This is a genomic window from Pseudomonas sp. S3_C06 (assembly GCF_054667675.1).
The window spans coordinates 1,077,900-1,095,913 of the sequence record NZ_CP162747.1 but is presented as its reverse complement, the minus strand read 5'-3'; the positions used below and the strand labels follow the sequence as shown (position 1 = coordinate 1,095,913).

At 58.8% G+C, this 18,014-nt stretch carries 19 protein-coding genes and 1 pseudogene; 10 read left to right on the top strand and 10 right to left on the bottom strand.

Annotated elements, in window-relative coordinates; genetic code table 11:
• Nucleotides 1-22: 22 nt before the first annotated feature.
• From AB4N44_RS04750 to AB4N44_RS04740, 3 genes are all read right to left on the bottom strand, one after another.
• A complete protein-coding gene (locus tag AB4N44_RS04750; protein WP_460110007.1) occupies nucleotides 23-2,407 on the bottom strand; it encodes a DUF3772 domain-containing protein in 2,385 nt (794 codons plus the stop codon).
• Between the two features lie 168 nt (nucleotides 2,408-2,575).
• Nucleotides 2,576-2,725 (bottom strand): hypothetical protein, encoded by a 150-nt coding sequence (locus tag AB4N44_RS04745; RefSeq protein ID WP_460110009.1) that lies wholly within the window; start codon nucleotides 2,723-2,725, stop codon nucleotides 2,576-2,578.
• Between the two features lie 123 nt (nucleotides 2,726-2,848).
• The gene (locus AB4N44_RS04740) at nucleotides 2,849-3,727 is read right to left on the bottom strand and encodes a LysR family transcriptional regulator (RefSeq protein WP_127928391.1); all 879 of its coding nucleotides are present in this window, start codon (nucleotides 3,725-3,727) and stop codon (nucleotides 2,849-2,851) included.
• A gap of 156 nt (nucleotides 3,728-3,883) precedes the next feature.
• Here AB4N44_RS04740 and AB4N44_RS04735 point away from each other — a divergent pair, with 156 nt between their 5' ends.
• The 7 genes from AB4N44_RS04735 to AB4N44_RS04705 all read left to right on the top strand — a co-directional run bounded on the left by AB4N44_RS04735 (nucleotide 3,884) and on the right by AB4N44_RS04705 (nucleotide 9,512).
• The gene (locus AB4N44_RS04735) at nucleotides 3,884-4,309 is read left to right on the top strand and encodes a VOC family protein (RefSeq protein WP_026000724.1); all 426 of its coding nucleotides are present in this window, start codon (nucleotides 3,884-3,886) and stop codon (nucleotides 4,307-4,309) included.
• Between the two features lie 112 nt (nucleotides 4,310-4,421).
• Complete coding sequence (locus AB4N44_RS04730) at nucleotides 4,422-5,678, top strand: cation:dicarboxylate symporter family transporter (RefSeq protein ID WP_127928389.1); 1,257 nt, start codon at nucleotides 4,422-4,424, stop codon at nucleotides 5,676-5,678.
• Nucleotides 5,679-5,795: 117 nt separating this feature from the next.
• Nucleotides 5,796-6,899 (top strand): alkene reductase, encoded by a 1,104-nt coding sequence (locus AB4N44_RS04725; protein WP_127928387.1) that lies wholly within the window; start codon nucleotides 5,796-5,798, stop codon nucleotides 6,897-6,899.
• A gap of 46 nt (nucleotides 6,900-6,945) precedes the next feature.
• A complete protein-coding gene (locus AB4N44_RS04720) occupies nucleotides 6,946-7,689 on the top strand; it encodes an SDR family oxidoreductase (protein WP_150750976.1) in 744 nt (247 codons plus the stop codon).
• Nucleotides 7,690-7,770: 81 nt separating this feature from the next.
• Entirely contained in the window at nucleotides 7,771-8,157 is a 387-nt protein-coding gene (locus tag AB4N44_RS04715) for a nuclear transport factor 2 family protein (protein ID WP_077572513.1), read from the top strand.
• Between the two features lie 56 nt (nucleotides 8,158-8,213).
• Complete coding sequence (locus AB4N44_RS04710; RefSeq protein WP_137219559.1) at nucleotides 8,214-8,651, top strand: SRPBCC family protein; 438 nt, start codon at nucleotides 8,214-8,216, stop codon at nucleotides 8,649-8,651.
• A gap of 114 nt (nucleotides 8,652-8,765) precedes the next feature.
• Nucleotides 8,766-9,512 carry a class I SAM-dependent methyltransferase gene (locus AB4N44_RS04705; RefSeq protein ID WP_460110014.1) on the top strand — a complete coding sequence of 249 codons (747 nt, stop codon included), beginning with the start codon at nucleotides 8,766-8,768 and terminating at the stop codon, nucleotides 9,510-9,512.
• Here AB4N44_RS04705 and AB4N44_RS04700 read toward each other — a convergent pair.
• On the bottom strand, nucleotides 9,472-10,239 hold the full coding sequence (locus AB4N44_RS04700) for an AraC family transcriptional regulator (RefSeq protein WP_160040588.1): 768 nt from the start codon (nucleotides 10,237-10,239) through the stop codon (nucleotides 9,472-9,474). The two genes, AB4N44_RS04705 and AB4N44_RS04700, sit on opposite strands and share 41 nt — an antisense overlap.
• A 108-nt stretch (nucleotides 10,240-10,347) precedes the next feature.
• Between AB4N44_RS04700 and AB4N44_RS04695 the strand changes: the two genes are divergently transcribed.
• Nucleotides 10,348-11,232, top strand: a complete 885-nt coding sequence (locus AB4N44_RS04695; protein WP_460158184.1) for an EamA family transporter — start codon at nucleotides 10,348-10,350, stop codon at nucleotides 11,230-11,232.
• Between the two features lie 81 nt (nucleotides 11,233-11,313).
• On the opposite strand, the gene AB4N44_RS04690 is transcribed toward AB4N44_RS04695, so the two are convergent.
• Together AB4N44_RS04690 and AB4N44_RS04685 are read right to left on the bottom strand one after the other, a co-directional pair.
• Nucleotides 11,314-11,469, bottom strand: coding sequence for a DUF2986 domain-containing protein (locus tag AB4N44_RS04690; protein WP_150750981.1), 156 nt, complete (start codon nucleotides 11,467-11,469; stop codon nucleotides 11,314-11,316).
• Between the two features lie 147 nt (nucleotides 11,470-11,616).
• A pseudogene (locus AB4N44_RS04685) lies at nucleotides 11,617-12,004 on the bottom strand (alpha/beta fold hydrolase); the annotation flags it as partial.
• Nucleotides 12,005-12,194: 190 nt separating this feature from the next.
• Between AB4N44_RS04685 and AB4N44_RS04680 the strand changes: the two are divergent.
• Nucleotides 12,195-12,671 carry an anti-virulence regulator CigR family protein gene (locus tag AB4N44_RS04680; protein WP_191630206.1) on the top strand — a complete coding sequence of 159 codons (477 nt, stop codon included), beginning with the start codon at nucleotides 12,195-12,197 and terminating at the stop codon, nucleotides 12,669-12,671.
• Nucleotides 12,672-12,791: 120 nt separating this feature from the next.
• Here AB4N44_RS04680 and AB4N44_RS04675 read toward each other — a convergent pair whose 3' ends face one another.
• The 3 genes from AB4N44_RS04675 to AB4N44_RS04665 all read right to left on the bottom strand — a co-directional run bounded on the left by AB4N44_RS04675 (nucleotide 12,792) and on the right by AB4N44_RS04665 (nucleotide 15,459).
• Complete coding sequence (locus AB4N44_RS04675; RefSeq protein ID WP_150774991.1) at nucleotides 12,792-14,333, bottom strand: class I SAM-dependent methyltransferase; 1,542 nt, start codon at nucleotides 14,331-14,333, stop codon at nucleotides 12,792-12,794.
• A 141-nt stretch (nucleotides 14,334-14,474) separates the two neighbouring features.
• Nucleotides 14,475-14,984, bottom strand: coding sequence for a GNAT family N-acetyltransferase (locus tag AB4N44_RS04670; RefSeq protein ID WP_127928373.1), 510 nt, complete (start codon nucleotides 14,982-14,984; stop codon nucleotides 14,475-14,477).
• A gap of 52 nt (nucleotides 14,985-15,036) precedes the next feature.
• Nucleotides 15,037-15,459 carry a bleomycin resistance protein gene (locus AB4N44_RS04665; protein ID WP_460110017.1) on the bottom strand — a complete coding sequence of 141 codons (423 nt, stop codon included), beginning with the start codon at nucleotides 15,457-15,459 and terminating at the stop codon, nucleotides 15,037-15,039.
• Between the two features lie 304 nt (nucleotides 15,460-15,763).
• Between AB4N44_RS04665 and panB the strand changes: the two genes are divergently transcribed.
• A complete protein-coding gene (panB, locus tag AB4N44_RS04660) occupies nucleotides 15,764-16,579 on the top strand; it encodes a 3-methyl-2-oxobutanoate hydroxymethyltransferase (protein ID WP_150750985.1) in 816 nt (271 codons plus the stop codon).
• Here panB and AB4N44_RS04655 read toward each other — a convergent pair whose 3' ends face one another.
• Complete coding sequence (locus tag AB4N44_RS04655) at nucleotides 16,580-17,980, bottom strand: aminotransferase-like domain-containing protein (protein WP_460110019.1); 1,401 nt, start codon at nucleotides 17,978-17,980, stop codon at nucleotides 16,580-16,582.
• Between the last annotated feature and the right edge of the window lie 34 nt (nucleotides 17,981-18,014).

Here is an 18,014-nt window from a genome sequence, read left to right as displayed (position 1 = left end):
ATGCCACAGCTTCACCGATTCATTACCCACTCGCCGGTGGTTTCGCCAACGCAATCTCTGCCGCACCCAGCCGCTTGAGAATCTCGAACAGCAAATCACTTTTGGTCACCCCGACAATCCTCGGACTGCCCACATAACCGGTCACCGACAAGGTAATCCCGTCCGGTGACAATTTGCTGAAGCGCACGAACGGCGCCGGTTTATCAAGGATGGTTTCGTTCTCCCGGTAGGTGTTGAGCAACAGCTCTTTGACCTCTTCAGGATCGATGTCCAGCGGGAACACGAGTTCCAGTCCCGCCACGCCTTGCGCGCTGCCGCCCAGCGTCACGTTGCGCAGGTTCTGCGAGATCAGTTGCGAGTTGGGCACGATGACGATCGAGCGGTCGCTGAGCTGGATTTCCGTGGCGCGCACGTTGATGCGGCGGATGTCGCCTTCCACACCACTGATGCTGATCAAGTCGCCGACCTTCACCGGCCGTTCCGTCAGCAGAATCAGACCCGAAACGAAGTTCTTCACGATCTCCTGCAAACCAAAGCCGATGCCCACCGACAGCGCACTGACGATCCACGCCAGATTGGTCCACTGCACGCCCAGCGACGACAGCGTCAACAGAATCACAAAGGCATAACCGATGTTGGAAAACAGCGTGCTCAGCGAGGCGCACATGCCCGGGTCCATGTCGGTCTTGGGCAGGAACTCATTGTCGAGCCAGCGGCGCAGGGCGCGGATCAGCCAGATACCGATCATCAGCGCCAGCACGGCATTGAGCAGGTGGCCGGGGACGATGTTCAGCTTGCGCAGCCCGGCACCGCCGAGGATCGCCATGATGTTGCTCGCCAGTTGCCCGAGCGTGGTGCCGATGCCGCCGACAAACAGGGCGATGACCGCCAGCAACAGCAGCGCTGCCCGACTGAAACCCGACAGCAGAATCTCGATCTGATCAAGCCGTCGATCACCAATGCCGAGCAGCTGTTTGAGCGCCTTGCCGCTCGCATGGCGGGGTGAAAACACATGCTCACAGACGTCCTTGACCAATTGAATCAGCAGGTAGAAACCCGACAAGACAATGTACGCCCACACCAGCTCATAACTGATGAACCGTGCCAGTGATACGTAGCCGGTGAGCAGGGCAATCGCCGAGACAAACATCGAGATGCTCGCGATGGTGTAAATCACCCCGGCAAATGTGCTGTTGGCCGCCGAGGCATCATTGGCCGCGACCAGTGCCTTGCGCACTTTGCCGACGCGCAACAGCAGGACCGTCACGATCGCCAGCACGACGATCGAAATGACCCCGCGCCCGGCGATCACGATCTGGCTGCTCATGCCGGTGGCATTGCTGACCTGCACCAGCGTCACCAGCACCAGCAGCGTGCAGGACAAGATGCGCGGGTAGGGTCTGAGCGCCAGCGCCACCTGATCGGCAATCGCCGGCAGGCGCCACGAGGGATGTTCGGTCGACAGCAACGCGCGGCTTAGCCCGGTGATCAGCACGCAGGCATATACAACCTTCTCGAACTCTTCGGAAAACGTTTCCAGCACAGGGGGTAACGGTTGGTGGCGGGTGCAGGCGTAGAACAGCAACTGCAAGGCAATGCCGGTGGTGGCAATGGTCGCCAGCGCTGAGGCGAACGCCAGCGCACTGCGGCGCAGACGTCCCTCGGGCATGCGGTAAATGCACACCCAGGTCAGACCGCGTTCAGCCAGCCTGCGCCCGAACGTCCAGATGATCAGCGCCAACGCCATCAGCACACTGGTGTAGACGCGTTGGCCCGGGGCCCACACGGTGGCCCATGTGTCGCGCACCTGCGCGACGAAAAAGCGCAGACGCTGACGATCATCCTCGGTCGGACTCACCAGTGGCGACCAGAAACTCGGGCTCAGCACGCTGTCAGTGCCCAGCGTCAGCTCACTTTCCAGCAGTGTGCGACGGATGCCGGCGATCTGCGTAATCAGATCCGCTGCGCTCTGCTTCAGCGCCGCCAGACTCTTCAGCGTGCCGTCGACCTTGTTCTTCTGCTCGGCCAGCGATGCCCGTTGCGCGACGATGTCTGCCTGCTCCGCCGCCAGATCAGCGTCCGGCGCGGCCCCCAGTACCCCTAGCTGCACGGCCAGTTGCGCCTGCTGCGGCAACAACGCCGCCGACAACCGGTCGACATCCAGAATGAATGACTGCACCCGATCCTGCGGGCCTTCGAGCTGGTTGTAGTTGTTCGCGGCGGAAATCTGTTGTTTGAGGCCATCGAGGCGCTGTTGCAAGGCCTGCAGATCGCTTTGCGAAATCACCGGCAACGGCGCGGCAGCGGTGGTTACCGGCGCCGGCAAGTCGGCTGCCCACAGCGGCGGACTGCCGCCAACCAGCAGCATGAATACGACAAAAAACAACGAGTTCAATGTGTTGCGCATGGGTGAGGCGGCTCGAATGGATCACACAGTCTATGAGGTTAGGTGATCGAGCCGATCGAGGAGGAAAACTTTCCGGCAGAGCAGGGCAGGTGCGCAGCGCTGCCAAACGAAAAAAGCCCGACGGGTAAGGTCGGGCCTTTCTTCGGTGACTGCGCTGAAGCGCTGCATTCAGACGGCGCGGCGTTCGAGCAGACGGTCTGAACCGCCTTCGGCGACTGCGTCGCTGAACAGTGGGTCGGTCTGGGTGGCAGGTTCAGCGGCAAAAGCATTCAGGGCGAACAGTGAGAAAGCGATGCTGAAAAGGGCTTGGCGTTTCATGAGTGTGTGCTCCGTGGGGTAGTGGTTAGGTCTGGAGCCGATCTTACGCCGCGAGCCTGATAAGAGAACTTCATTGAATCAATGGTTGTTATTGATGCGGTTAATGATTGTTTTTTGAAGGCCTCACTCATACCCCATCTTCACCTGAGCACTGATCAGTTCAGCCAGCATCCGCACAGGTTCTGTAAAAGTCTGCCGCGACCGGTGCACCAGTCCGATATCACGGTGGAAAGTGTGCTGCCCGAGGTCGAGCACCCGCACACCGGCAGGCCATGCAAAGTCGGGCGCCGTTTGCGGCACCAACGCCACGCCGACACCGTTTTCGACCAGTTTGATAATTGCTTCCAGCTCATCCAGTTCGCAGACCTCACGCAGTGTGAAATGCATCTGCCGCAAAAAGCGGTCGACCTGCCTGCCGCCAAAGGAAGATCGGTCATATCTAATGAACGGCTGGCTGCACAGCAACTGGGACCAGTCATCGCCCGGCACGTCACGGGGCACGATCAATCGGTAAGGCTCCAGTGCCAGCGTTGTCCAGCGCAGGTCGCTTTGCAGTGAAAAGGGTGGGCGGATGATCACGGCCATGTCGATCTCGCCAACATCCACCAGGTTGACCAGTTCCATCGACAAGCCCGGCACTACCCGGGATCGGCATTGCGGGCAGTGCTGGTGAAACTTTGCCAGCGCGTCAGGCAAGTAAGAGCGCTGCACCGAAGCAATCGCGCCAATGTTGACCAGCACGCTGGGCGGCAATCCCACCGTTGTCGAACCGAGGCTGTCGTAGAGCCTGAGCAGTTCTTGCGCCTGCAGGAGGATCTGCTGGCCCATTTTGTTGAGGTGTGCCGAGCGCCCCTTTCTGTCGAAAAGCTCGAAGCCGAGTTCTGCTTCCAGGCGCTGGATCTGTGCGCTGACGGCGGCCTGCGTGAGGCCGATTTTGTTGCCTGCTGCAGCGAAAGTACCTTCGCGAGCGACGGCGATAAGTGTCTTCAGTTCTTTGATCATTCACAAATATTAATTGTGTTTCTAAGAAATATATATTGATTTTTATGTTTGGTTTTCCGTCCTAGGATGTTTCCCATACCCCGGCAGCGGCTGAACCCAAGGCGCCGATGACGGTAGGAATGTTCGCCAACCCACAACAATATGATCGGAGTTCTGATGAGCCTCTCGCCTTTCCACCTCGCTATCCCCGTTTACGATCTGGCTGCAGCGCGCACCTTTTACGGTGAAGTCTTTGGTCTTGAAGAAGGGCGCTCCAGTACTCAGTGGGTCGACTTCGATTTTTATGGCCACCAACTGGTCATTCACGAACACCCGAAAACCGCGTCCCAGGAAAGTGTTCACAGCAACCCGGTCGACGGTCACGACGTTCCGGTTCCGCACTTCGGCATCATTCTGGGCTGGCAACAGTGGGAAGCCTTGGCCGAACGCCTGAAGTCCTTTGGCACCGAGTTTGTGATCGAACCGTACATTCGTTTTCAGGGGCAGGTTGGCGAGCAAGCCACCATGTTTCTCTTTGATCCATGCGGCAACGCTCTGGAATTCAAGGCTTTCAAGGATATGAGCCAGCTCTTCGCCAAGTGACAAACGTCATGGCACAACCCGGTTGTGCCATTCGGTCTCAAGTGAGCTGGAAGCTCATGACTCTAGCAACTGCCCTTAGCGCAGACCTTTCATTCCAACAAGAAGGCTAGACATGAAACGTATTCCCCTGGTGTGGCAAATCGTTGCCGGGCTGTTGCTTGGCGTGCTCGTCGGTTGGTATTTCAATACCCATCCGCAGTATCAAACGTGGGTGAGTGTGGAGATCCTGAAGCCTCTGGGCGACATCTTTATCAAGATGATGAAGATGGTGGTGGTACCGATTGTGTTCTGTTGCATGATTCTGGGCATTGCCGGCGGTGGCGATAACAAGTCGTTTGGCCGCATGGGCATCAAGTCGCTGGGGTATTTCTTTGCGATAACCGCGCTGGCGATTGTGGTCGGCCTGTGTTTCGCAAATATCTTCGAGCCGGGTACCGGCACCGATATTTCCGGCCTGTCCCACGGCACGGCGTCGATCAACATGGAGCCATCAAAAGGCGCACTGGTGATCCTGCAGAACATCGTGCCGGACAATGTTCTGGTGGCGATGTCGGAAGCGAAATTGCTCTCGGTGCTGTTCTTCGCCGTGCTGTTCGGCCTCGCCCTGAATGCGCTGCCGAGAGAGAAAAGTGCACCTGCAATCGCGCTGGTTCAGAGCATTTCCGACGCGATGTTCAAAGTGGTCTCAATGGTCATGGCCTACGCGCCGATAGGTGTCTTCGGCATGATCGGCGCGACTGTCGCGACGTTTGGGTTTGCCTCGCTGTTGCCGCTGCTCAAGTTGATTGGTGTGGTTTACCTGGCTCTGGTGGTCTTCGCCTTGGTGATACTCGGTGGCATTTGCTACTTGATTGGCGAGAACATTTTCAAATTGATCCGCTACTTTCGCAGTGAATTGATTCTGGCGTTCTCGAGTGCCGCATCGGCCGCCGTCATGCCGCAGTTGATGACTCGGTTGGAGAGTTACGGTGTACCGCGTCGGATTGTCAGTTTCGTGGTACCGGTCGGGTATGCCTTCAATCTGGACGGTGCCTCGATTTTCCTCGGCGTGGCGACGATTTTCGTGGCGCAACTCTATGGCATCGACCTGTCCCTGTCGCAGCAGATCCTGCTGGTGGTGACGATGGTGCTGACCTCGAAAGGCGCGGCGGGTGTGCCCGGGTTTGCCATCATCATCCTCTCCGCAACGTTGGCTTCAGCCGGTCTTCCTTTAGAGGGTGTGGCGTTGATCGCAGGTATTTTCAGGATCATCGACAGCGGCACGACCACGCTGAATGTATTGGGCAATGCCATCGCACCGCTGGTGATTGCCAAGTGGGAAAGGGCTGCGCTTGAACCCTCACGTGCTCGTACCGCAGCCGAAGTGTGAGTTTTTCGCGGACATTCGCTTTTGCAATCGCACTTTTGACGAGTGCACGCCCGCTGGCACAGGGGCGTTTTTTTGGGTCTTTTTACTAGACGACCGGTCTATTGATTTGGAGTGCTTATGATTGATAACGCTGGTGATACCGACCTTTTTTCGCCCATGGCCATGGGCGCGCTGCAGTTAGCCAACCGGATTGTCATGGCACCGGTGACCCGCAGCCGGATGGCCGAAGACGGCGTGCCGAATGAAATGCACGCGACGTACTACGCCCAGCGCGCCAGTGCAGGCTTGATCATCGCCGAAGCGACGAACATTTCCGCTCAGGGGCGCGGCTATGCGATGACCCCGGGAATCTGGTCGCAAGAGCAGGTCGCCGGGTGGAAGAAAGTCACCGATGCTGTACACGCCGCGGGTGGAAAAATCGTCAGCCAGTTGTGGCATGTCGGGCGTTTCTCCAGTGTCGAGTTGCAGCCCAATGGCCAGGCACCGGTCGCGCCTTCGGCGATCAAGGCTGAGGGCAGCACGTACACCGAGAAAGGTTTTGTCGAAGTGTCGATGCCGCGTGCGCTTGAGACCTCGGAAATTCCGGGAATCATCGAGCAGTACAAACTGGCTGCCGAGAACGCCAAGCGCGCCGGTTTCGACGGTGTGGAAGTGCATTCTGCCAACAGTTATCTGCTCGACCAGTTTCTGCGCGATTCGACCAATCAGCGCACCGATCGGTATGGCGGCTCCATCGAAAACCGTGCGCGGCTGACGCTGGAAGTGACTGAAGCGGTGGTTTCGATCTGGGGCAGCGACCGCGTCGGTATCCGCCTTTCACCTGTAACGCCCGATGCCGGCAATACGCCGCCCGACAGCAACGTCATGGCGACATACGGGTACCTGATCCAGCAACTCAATCGATTCAATCTGGCCTACCTGCATTTCGTCGAAGGTGCCACTGCCACATCTCGAACCGTGCCCGCGGGCGTGGACCTGGACGCACTGAGTGCGCAGTTCGAAGGCGCGTTCATTGGCAACAACAACTATGACCTGGCGATGGCGCTTGAGCGTCGGGCGCAGGGCCGCATCGACGCGGTGGCGTTTGGTCGCCTGTTTATTGCCAACCCCGATCTGGTGGAACGTCTGCGGCGCGGTCTCGAACTGACCATTGCGCCGCGTGAGAGTTACTACGGCGGGGGCGCCAAAGGCTACATCGATTGGCCAACCGCCAACGCCTGAATGACTGCCCGGACGCAATCGCATTCACTGTAAAGAGGAACGGAACATGAACTATCTGCACAACAAAGTCGCCATCGTCACCGGCGCATCGTCCGGTATCGGGGCGGCAACCACTCGTGCGCTGGCAGCACACGGCGTTCGCGTCGTTGCTGCCGCGCTGGATGAACAGGGTCTGGCAGCCTTCGTCGCCGAGTTGCGTGAAGCCGGTCACGACGTGGCCGCTTTTACCACTGATGTGACCCGGCCGGATCAAACCCGGGCGCTCGCCAGATTCGCGCAGGACACCTATGGCGCTGTCGACATTCTGGTGAATAACGCCGGGCTGATGCTGTTCTCCAACTGGGTCGATCTGGCTGTGGCGGATTGGGACAAGATGATCGACGTCAACATCAAGGGCTATCTCAATGCCACAGCAGCCGTGCTGCCAATGATGCTCGAGCACAAGTCCGGGCAGATCCTCAACATGGACTCGGTGGCCGGCCATCAGGTCGGGCCGGCGGCGGGTGTTTACAGCGCCACCAAATTCTTCGTGCAGGCCATGACCGAGTCCATGCGCAAGGAGTTGGGCGTGCAGCACGGCATCCGCGTCAACACGGTCAGCCCCGGCGTTATCAATACCGGCTGGGCGGACAAGGTCAGTGATCCAGAAGGGCGCAAGGCCGCCCAGGAACTCAACCGCATCGCCATTGCGCCTGACGATATCGCCCGTGCCGTGATCTACGCGCTCAACCAGCCGGAAAACGTCACCGTCAACGACCTGATCATTTCGCCGACGCGCCAGGATTGGTGAACGTCGGTTACTCCCGCTGCCGAGTGCCAACCCCGGCTCCCGGCAGCCTTTGTCACTCACCCCCAACGATAGGAAACAACCATGTCCAAGAACATCAAAGCCGTACCGACGGCTGAATACAACGCTGTGATCGCGACCGCCAATCAATACGTCGAAGGCCTGCGCATTGGCAGCGCGCAAGGCGTCGCTCAAGCCTTCCATAAAGAGGCAGTGATGTACGGTTTCACCAACGGCGAACTGCTCGGCGGCCCGATCAAGAACCTGTTCGACTTTGTCGAGAAGAACGGCGCAGCCCCCGAAATCAGCACGCGACTCGACGTGCTGGCGATCACCCCGACCACTGCGGTGGTACGTGTGGACATGGAAACGGATGCAATTGGTGCCGACTACAACGACTACCTGACCCTGATCAAAATCGACGGTGTCTGGAAGGTCATTGCCAAGGTGTATCACCAGTTCGAGGTCTGAATACCGACCGCTCCCGGCAGTTCGCTGCCGGGGATCAACATAAGAGGATTTATGTCATGCCGATGGTTGAGTTTGACGCTGTCGTGGACGGCGATGCACAAAAGATCTGGAACGTGTTGAAGCAGTTTGGCCAGATTCAGAACTGGCATCCTTCGATCGTGAGCAGCCAGATCGAAGGCGGTGCAGCGCAGAGGGTGGGTTGTATTCGCACCCTCACGCTGACCGATGGCGCGGTTGTCAGAGAACGCTTGTTGGCGCTTGATGACTCAGCATTATCGCTGTCCTACCGCTTTGAAGAGGCACCTTTACCGCTGGATAACTACGTGGCCAGCGTGAAGTTGGTCGCTTTGACGGGACAGAACAAAACGCTCATCAGTTGGTCGGCAAGTTTCGATCCTCAAGAGCTGAATACCGCTGAGCACTATCAGGCACTGATCCAAAGCCTGATCGTTGAGGGTCACAATGGGCTGCAGGCATTGATCGCTCAGCATTGACATCACACCGTTTACACCCCGCATTCCCGTAAGGAATGCAGGGCATAAAATTAATGAATTTTTCTTATCTGATGTCTCGGCGTAGTTTCTTCTGAAACAGAAAGGAGTCTCGTCGTGAACCCATCATCAGCAGAAAAATTCGACACCTTGCGCGCCAGCGAATACGCCCGGCAAAGCCGCATCGCCCTGGCCGGCTACGACGCCTGCCACGATCTGGCGGCCTGCATGTTGGCCGCCAGTCTCGGTTCGCGCCCGGCCAACATACTGGTGGTCGGCGCGGGCGGTACGGCGCAGGAAATCATTGCGATGGCGGCGCTGGAACCGCAGTGGCGTTTCATCGCGGTCGATCCTTCCGCGCCGATGCTTGAAGCCGCCGTGCAGCATTTGGAGGCCAACGACTTGCTGCATCGGACGCAGGTTCATCTCGGGCATGTCGAGGACTTGCCGGCCGATGGGCAATTCGACGCGGCGACTTTGATCGGCGTGCTCCATCATCTGAACGGTGACGATCCCAAGCGCCAGATCCTGCAAACGATTCAGGCACGTCTCAAGCAGGGCGCGCCGCTGATTGTCGCGGGCAATCATTACGCCTATACCAGCCAACCATTATTGCTGCAGGCATGGGGGCAGCGTTGGCGCCAGCAGGGTGCCAGTGCGGAGGAGGTGAAGGCCAAGCTGGGCAAGATTCTGCAAGGCGCCGATCCGCCGCATTCCGAGGCGGCAGTTCAGGCGCTGTTGCGCGAGGCTGGATTTGGCGAGGCGACGCGGTTTTTCAGCAGTCTGTTCTGGGGCGCGTGGCTGACGTGTAAAACGGACGCCTCTAAAAGTAGCGACTCGGCACTTCCCCCAACACTTGCTTGAACACCGTCGCAAACGCACTGGAGCTGCTGTAGCCCAAGTCCATGGCGACCTGTGTGACCGACTTACCTTTGCCGAGCATGACAATCGCCGCCAGCAGACAGGCTTGCTGGCGCCATTCGATATAGCTGATACCGGTGTGCAGCCGAAAGTGTCGGGTGAAGGTGCGTCGGCTCATGCCCGCCCGTTGCGCCATGTCGTCGATACCGACCTCCAGCGAAGGCTGCTGCAGAAACGCGCGGCACACCATTGCCAGTCTAGGTTCCGCCGGCAATGGCGCATTGAGCGAAAGCACGGGCATGCTGGCGATTTCGTGCAGCAGCAAGCCCATCAAATGGCCGTCATGCCCTTGCGTGGAATAGCGCGCCGGTACATCGATGGCTTTCAACAGCAGATGACGCAACAACGGCGACACATCGAGCACCTGGCATTGCCCCGGCAGTCCGAGGCGCTGCGCCGCTTGCTGGCGGATGTAAGTGTTGTGCAACGTGACAGGCCCACGCATTTGCATGGAGTGGCGCAGTCGCGCGGGAACCCAGATACCGCGTTGCGGCGGCACGACCCAGTTGCCGTCATCGGTAAACACGGTGATGACGCCGCTAGCGGCGTAGGCGAATTGGCCACGCTGATGATCGTGCAGCGGGAACAGCGTGCCGTCCGCGTAATCAATGGCGGTCACGACGGCATCGCGTGGGGTGTTCTGGTAAGTATGACGGGTCATTTCTCGCATGGCCCGATTCTAATGAAGTTTGGCCTGTGACTGAAAGCAGGCCAGGCCGATTGCCGGCATATTTCTCCGCGCCCGAGTACTTCCGCTCGGCGCCGGGAAAGATTGACCATGCAAAAGAAGCATCTTGTACTCGCCGTTCTGGTGACGGCTGTCTGGGGATTGAACTTCCCCGTGACCAAACTCGGACTGGCCGCTATCGACCCGCTGCTGCTGACCGCACTGCGTTTCACGTTGGCCGCATTGCCCTGGGTGTTTTTTGTCGAGCGTCCTCGTGTGGCGTTCCACTGGCTGGCTGCTTACGGATTGATTTTCGGCGTGGCGATGTGGGCGTTGATCAACCTTGGTATTGCTTGGGGCGTGCCCCCCGGAACGGCATCGCTGCTGATCCAGTTCAGTGCGTTTTTTACCTTGGGTTGGGGCGTGGTTTTTTTCGGCGAACGTCTGGGCCGGTTGCAATGGCTTGGCACTTTGTTGGCCGCCGCGGGCCTGATGGGCATCGTATTGAGTCGCCCCGGCGACGCATCGGTGGCGGGTTTGGCACTGGTCATTGGCAGCGCCCTGGCGTGGAGCATTGGCAACGTCGTGATCAAGGTCTCGAAGGTGCGTGAGATTTTCGCGTTTGTGGTGTGGGCGAGCCTGTTTCCACCCATCCCGCTCATGCTGCTGACGTGGCTGTTGCATGGCTCGGCACCGTTCACGGCATTGCCGTCGCAGCTCAATGCGATGACGGTGTTTTCGCTGGCGTTTCAGGTCTATGCCGCGACGCACTTCAGTTATTGGGGCTGGAACCTGCTGTTGCGCGAATACCCGATATCGCGTGTCGCGCCGTTGTCGCTGTTGATTCCGCTGTTGGGGATCTTCAGCTCGATGGCGATTTTCGGCCAGTACCCAGGTCTTGCTGATTGGCTTTTGATTTTGCTGGTGTTACTGGCAATCGCCTTGGGATCAGGGCACCTGCACGCAATGTTTCTTCGCCTTAGTGTGCGGCATTAACGTTCAGTAGTTGACGCGACCCATTGTGCCTTGGACAGACCGTTGGAGAATGCAGAGGATTTTCGCCAGGCGAGAGGGATTTCAGCTTTCGCTGGTTTCGACTGGCTCTGCGGTTTCAGCTTCCAGTTTCGCCCGGTCCGCCTTGCTGATGTACTTGGGCTTTTTCGGCGCGAGTTTGGCGCTGGCCTTTTTGGCCTTTTCCTTGAACAACTGCTTGAGTTTCTTTTGACGATTCATGTTTTCTACCCGGTCTGCAAGTTTGAATATCGGTTAGCGAAGGGCGTGAACGTACGCATCAATGGACGAGCCACGAGATAGGCTGCACTTTGCCCTCGAAAAGGGGCGAATCCTGACGTAAGCCTCCGTCCAAGGCAATGCCATTCCTTACATTGCGATGAAGTCGCGCACCGCCTTGATGGTCGGCGCCGGGGCTTCTTCCATCAACCAATGTCCCGCCGCCGGGATCACCACTTCGGTGACGTTGTCCGCGGCATTGCGCATGACTATCGCTTCATTGTTGCCGAAGGACTTTTCACCGCCCACGGCTAGCACCGGCATGCTCAAGTGTTTCTGCAGGACGGGAGCGTTGTCGATGGCGTCCTGACGAATGCTGCGAAATTGCGCGAAAACCGCGTGCATGGCGCCGGGCCGGGCGTAGAGCTTGGCGTAGTGCTGACGGGTGCCTTTCGACTTTGGCCGGGGTGCCGGCGAACTCGTTCCAGAAGCGGTCGAGGTAGATGCGCTCACGTCCGGCCACCAGACGCTCCATGTCCGCAAGCACAAGCTTGTTCAAGGTCTTTGACCAGTACGTCGATGTGGCTGAACTTTAAATCCTTGAAATAGCTCCTGTTGGGCGGTGTCGATGGGCTGGGCTGTAATCGACGATCGGTCAGCCGGAATAAACTAAGCTGATGTGTAACGTCAAGTTGACACAGGAGCAACTCACCATGAAAGCGCGCCGCATGTTGAAGTCACGTACGTTGATTGCAATGATTTCGTCCCTTGCGCTGGTTTTCAGTTCGGCGATGGCATTGGCTGATCCCGGTAATGGGAAGGGTCAGGGCAATGGCAATGGCAAGGGCAATTCGCAGAACGTGCAGGGGCACGGTAACCAGAAAGGCAATGGCGGCAACAAGGGCAACAACTCCGGTGGTGACTGGAGTCATGGCCCAAGCATCGATCGCGGCAATGTGCTCGGGATTGTTGGCGGCTACCGCGACTACTGGAGCCCGGGCCCTTCGCTGCCACCGGGCATTCAAAAGAACCTTGCGCGCGGCAAACCGCTGCCGCCCGGGATCGCGAAAAAGCTCGATGGACGTCTGGTCGGTCGTCTGCCGCATTACGATGGTTATGAATGGAAGCAGGTGGGCACGGATCTGATCCTCGTCGCGCTGGCAACCGGGCTGATTTATGAGGTGCTCAACGGGGCGTTTGATTAAGGCGCCCCTTGGCAAATGCTGCCGTTTGCCATGGGCTTTTGACTGCCGGCAGTGGCCTGTGCCGATGGCGCGAGTGGCAGCAGATTTCCTGCCTGCACCACTGCGCGCCACCCACCTTGATCAAACGATTTTCAAAGCACTCAGCACGATCAGCGATTGCTCGGCAAAAGCCTGAGCCTGTTCGGTCAGTGCGGCGATGTTGGCTTCGGCGGTGGTCAGCGTTTTGCCGTCCTTGACCAACACTTCGTTTTGTTCGGCGATGACGCTCCACGCCAGTTGCGCCCACTCCGCCGGGTGCTGCTTGCCCTGACGGATCGCAATCAGGAACAGTTGCTGGAAACGACTGACGGTGACGCCGCCACCGGTAACCGGGCTGCTCAGCACCTGAATGTCGGCATTGAACAGCGCGCGTTTGCACAGTTGCAGGTTGAACGCGGCGCAGCGTTCGTACACCAGCGCCTCGGCGGCTTCGCTCTGGCAAGGGGCTACCGCGCCCATACTGACCAGGATGGCGATGGCCTGTTCCAGATCGTCGTAGGCCATTGGTGACACCGCATCGAGCAACTGCTGCATCGTTTTGGCTTCGTAGGTCTGGCCGGCGAGTGCATCGAGGACCGGGCCGTAAATTTCCGCTTGCAGTGACGCTTCGCCAGCGGGGCCAGTGACGCTGGACGCTACGTTTTCTGTCGGTTGCATCAGCACAAATCGCGTATTGAGCATGCGCGACCGGCGCTCGGTCGCGCTGAGTCGGTTGGCACCGCGCACGTACAGGTCGCGACGGAAAGCCTGGTTGACGAAGTAGTCACGCGCCTGCTCGCGCATTATCGGGTGCTCGATACCGTCGAGAAAGGCCAGGCCTTCGGCGCTCAGGTTGAGTACGTCGACCGAATCCAGCGGCACCGCCGTCGTGACGTAATCGAGCTTGGCCGGGGCCAGCGCATCCACCATGTCGGCGAAATACATGCAGTTCCAGTCGCGATTGAAATATTCGTGAGCGACGTATTGGCGGTCCTGACCTTTGATGGTCTGCAGCCGGGCGCCCAGACTCGGCGCGGCGATGGCGTACTTGGGGTTGGCCGCCAGCAGCGCTTCGGAAAACTGCAACGCGGCATCGATGCGCTGATCCGCCCGCGTCGAGTGACTGGCAAAGCGGTCGTGCAGGCTGAACAACTGGCGCAACGGCGCTGAAGGCGACCAGCCCGGGAATGCGTTGTAACTGACGTACAGATGACCACCCGGTTTGAGGTGGCGGCGGGCGAATTCGACGATCAGTTTCTGGTTGTCGCGGCTGACCCAGGTCCAGATGCCATGCAGGCTGATGCTGTCGAATTGCGGCAAATCATGGCGCGCCAGCAGTTGCTCGAAGCTGTCGTCATAGAGTCTTGCGCCGTTGTTGCTGAGTTCCGCCAGCTCAATCGCGTGAGCCGCCTGACCGGGGTGGAAGTCCGTACCGACGAAACCGGCAGGGCTGGCTGTGGCGTGAATATTGATTGACACACCCTGACCGAAACCGAGTTCGCAGTGGTAACCGTCGGGATTGTCCAGCCCGGCAAAGCCGCGCAACAACAGGCAGTAACGCTGGAAAACCGGATTGATTTCCCGGCTATAGCTGTAGGTGTAGCCTTCGTCGGTGAAATAACCTTCGTTCCAGGCGTTGCTCATGGGTGCAGCCTCTTGAATCGTAATAGGAAGTGGCACTTACAGGGAGGTGGACTGGCGTCGTGAAAACCTCTCGGTGTCCATCAGAATGTTGTCGGCAGGATGGCAGCATTCGATAGGGGGCATGCGGATATTTCGCAGAGGTTATTGATGATCGGACTTGTCCGCTGCTGACAAACGCACACCCATCTCAAAGGCGCGGGTCTCGAACCCGAACTCGGCATACATGCGCACCGCGCGCTCGTTGAATGGCCATACCGTCAGGCGCAAATCCTGCGCATCGTGCGCGATGGACCAGTCCTTGACGCGTTGAATCAGCGTACGACCGATACCTTTACCCCAGAACGGTTCGGCGACACACACCGAACCAATGCGCACCACGTTCTGCGGCTGCATCAACGGCCCGGAACTGGCGGAGAGGGTGGCCGTAATGAACGCCACGGGCCGTTCACCGGCGCTGGCGATAAAGACGATCTGGCCTGCCTTTTCAAATACCCCGGCCCAGTGCGGCAAATCTCGGGTGAAATCTTCGGTGGCGGCGGCGTAGATATCGGGGCGGGCGGCGTGGTGAACCGAATTGAGCAATTGGCCCAGTTCGCACATCGCCGGCGCATCTTCAGCGGTGGCGGTTCGGTAGGTAATGACTTCTTCCATGAATGGCGCTCCTGTGTTGTTCGGGAATCGTAGCGTTGCGTCAGGGTAAAGCTCAAATTGCCCGTTCACCCAAGCGCTCTACCAGTCTGACCAGATACCCATCGGGATCCTGAACGATGAATTCGCGTTGGCCGACTTCAACGTTGTCAGCGCGATACCAAGTGTCTTGGCAATCACGGTAAAGCGAAAAACCGGCCTGCCCGAGATGACGGATGATCGAAGCGACTTCAGCAACGTCGATCTGCAGGTTGATGCCGCGTCCGAACGGCTTGCTCAGCGGAGCCGTCAACCATTGGCCGGCATCTGGATCAACTTGTTCGAGCATGACCTGCGCGCCATTCAAATTCAGGTAGGCGAAACCGTCTTCGGGCCGCTGATAAGCGATGCTGAATCCCAGGCAAGACACCCAGAACCGCAGGCTGTTTTGCAGGTTGGTCACCATCAATTCCGGGACCAGTCTGTTGCGTTCGAGCATGAGGTGACTTCCGTTTCGAGTTGTAAGCTGTGATCAAAATCGATCGGTTGAATCCTTCGTAAGCTTCGTATCCTGCGGTAAACGGCTGAATAAAACATCCCGGCGCCTACGGCATTTCACCGAGAGCGTCCGAAGCAGGGTGCATCTGGGTCGCTTTTTCAGGTAGATCTGTGCATTGAATGTTTTTACGTCAGGCGAATAATCGACCGCTCGAAACCTTTGGAATTGAGCACTGTATGAAAGATTTTCGCGTTGATTTCGGCGACATTTATCGTTTACGGACGGCTGCCTCAAGGAGCCGCCCATGAGCCTGCATACCCGCACCAAACGCCTGACCGTGCCGCAACTGGTCGCCATGAAAGGCCAACAGAAAATCGTCTCGCTGACGGCGTACTCCAGCAGTATCGCCAAACTGATCGACCCGATCGTCGACTTCATTCTGGTCGGCGACTCCACGGCCATGGTCGGTTATGGCCGCGCCTCGACGCTGAGCATGCAGCTTGAAGAAATCATCGGCCACACGCGGGCGGTGGTCGATAGCACGCGTCTGGCCTGTGTGGTGGCCGACATGCCCTTTGGCAGTTATCAGGAATCTCACGAGCAGGCCTTTCGTAATTGCGCTCAGGTATTGGCGCGTACCGGTTGCGACGCGGTGAAGCTGGAGGCCAACAAGGCCTTGGCACCAACGGTCGAGTTTCTGGTGGCACGTGGTATTCCGGTCATGGCCCATGTCGGGTTAATGCCGCAGTTCGTCAATGTCATGGGCGGCTTCAAGGCCCAGGGCCTGACCGCTGAGACCGGCGCAGTGATTGCCGAGGATGCCCGGGCCAATCTCGAGGCAGGCGCCTTCAGCCTGTTGCTCGAAGGTGTGGCGGAGGGCGTGGCGCGGCAGATTACCCTGGAGTCGAAAATGCCCACCATCGGCATCGGCGCCTCACCGGCTTGCGACGGGCAGGTGCTGGTCACCGAAGATGTGCTCGGCCTGGGCGGTGAGCATCTGCCGCGTTTCGTCAAACGCTACGCCGATGTTGGCGCGGTGATCAGTGAGGCCTGCGCGCAGTTTGCCGACGATGTGCGCCATGGCCGGTTTCCGGAAGCGCGGCATTGTTATGGACTCTAATTACGCGTGATGTTCTGCGCCGATAGCCTGCGCCAGTCGTTGCACCGCATGGCCGATGTCCTTGTCCCAATCGAGGGTGTAACTCAGGCGCAGGTACTGCTTCCAGGCGCCTTGCTGGCTGAAGATCTCGCCGGGGGCGATGACGATTCGCTCGGTCAGCAAACGCTCGAACACCCGTTGCATGTCGATTGGACGCACAGCCTTGAGCCAGAAGCTCGCACCGCCCTGTGGGGCGACTACCTGCCACTGACCGTTACCGTGTTCTTCCAGCAAGGTCTGTAGCTGTTGCATGCGCTTGCGCAACAGTGCTCGCAGGGTGGTCAGGTGCTGGTCGATGCGCCTGGAGCTGTAGAGTCTGGCAATCGCTTTCTGCCGAATGGGCGAGAGGCGAAACCCACGCTGCATAAACAATCGATGAAATTGCGGTGCATGCTGGCGGCACAGCACATAACCATACGGGGCTTCGCCGCCAATGATCTTGTCGAACGTCGAGAACACCAGCAGCTTGTCCGGGTCGGCAAAATCGCGATAGCGCGCGGGTGAATCGGAGAAACATAACTCGCCCCAAGCATCGTTTTCGAACAGCCAGACATCGCGCTCGGCCAGCCAGTGACAGATCTGCTGTTTATCCTGTGCTGGCATCAACTGGCCTTGGGGAATATTCACCGTGAAGGAGAGCACCGCCAGGCGCACCGGTTCGCGTGTGAGCAGTTCGTTCAGCGCGGGCAGGTTGAAGCGGCCATCATCGCCGAGGGGCATTTCGATGACGCGGATATTGGCCGCCTGCAACTGGCGCAGAATCGCCCACGAGCAGGGCGACTCCACCAGCGCCACAGTGCCACCGAGATTCAAGGCACTGAGCGACAACTCCAATACGCTGCGCAGCTCCGCGCCGATATACACCTGCTCGGCCTGCCAGTGGTTGTGAGCGGAACGGGTGTAGCGTTCAGCCAGGGCGGCGCGTAATTCCGGCTCGCCGAGTGGCTGATAGAGCGGTGCATTCGAGGGCGGGTATTGGCGAGTCAGCTCACGCTCGATCAGCAACAACGGCCCCTGCAGCGACAGCAACATCGCCGGCGCATCGCTGCTCAACGCCAGCATGCCGGGCTGACGGGCGCTGGCGAAGACGTGGTCCAGAAGATTGCCGGAGCTGGCTGTCACAGGCGCCGCCGGCATCGACCGGGTGAAATAGCCGAACCTGGCTTTGGCGTAAATTCGGCCCTCGTCTTCGAGCAGTGCATAGGCGTATTTGGTCGTCGACACCGAAACGCCGAGGCGCAGGGCCAGTTGTCGCAGGGACGGCAGTTTCTGCTCAGTCGTGCCACTGGCCGCCTCGATCAGGCCGACGATGTAGTGATAGACCGCTTGATAGGCGAACGCGGTGTGCTTGGGGGCCGGCAATGTTGTTCTCCTTTTCACTGCGATTTTTCGCTGT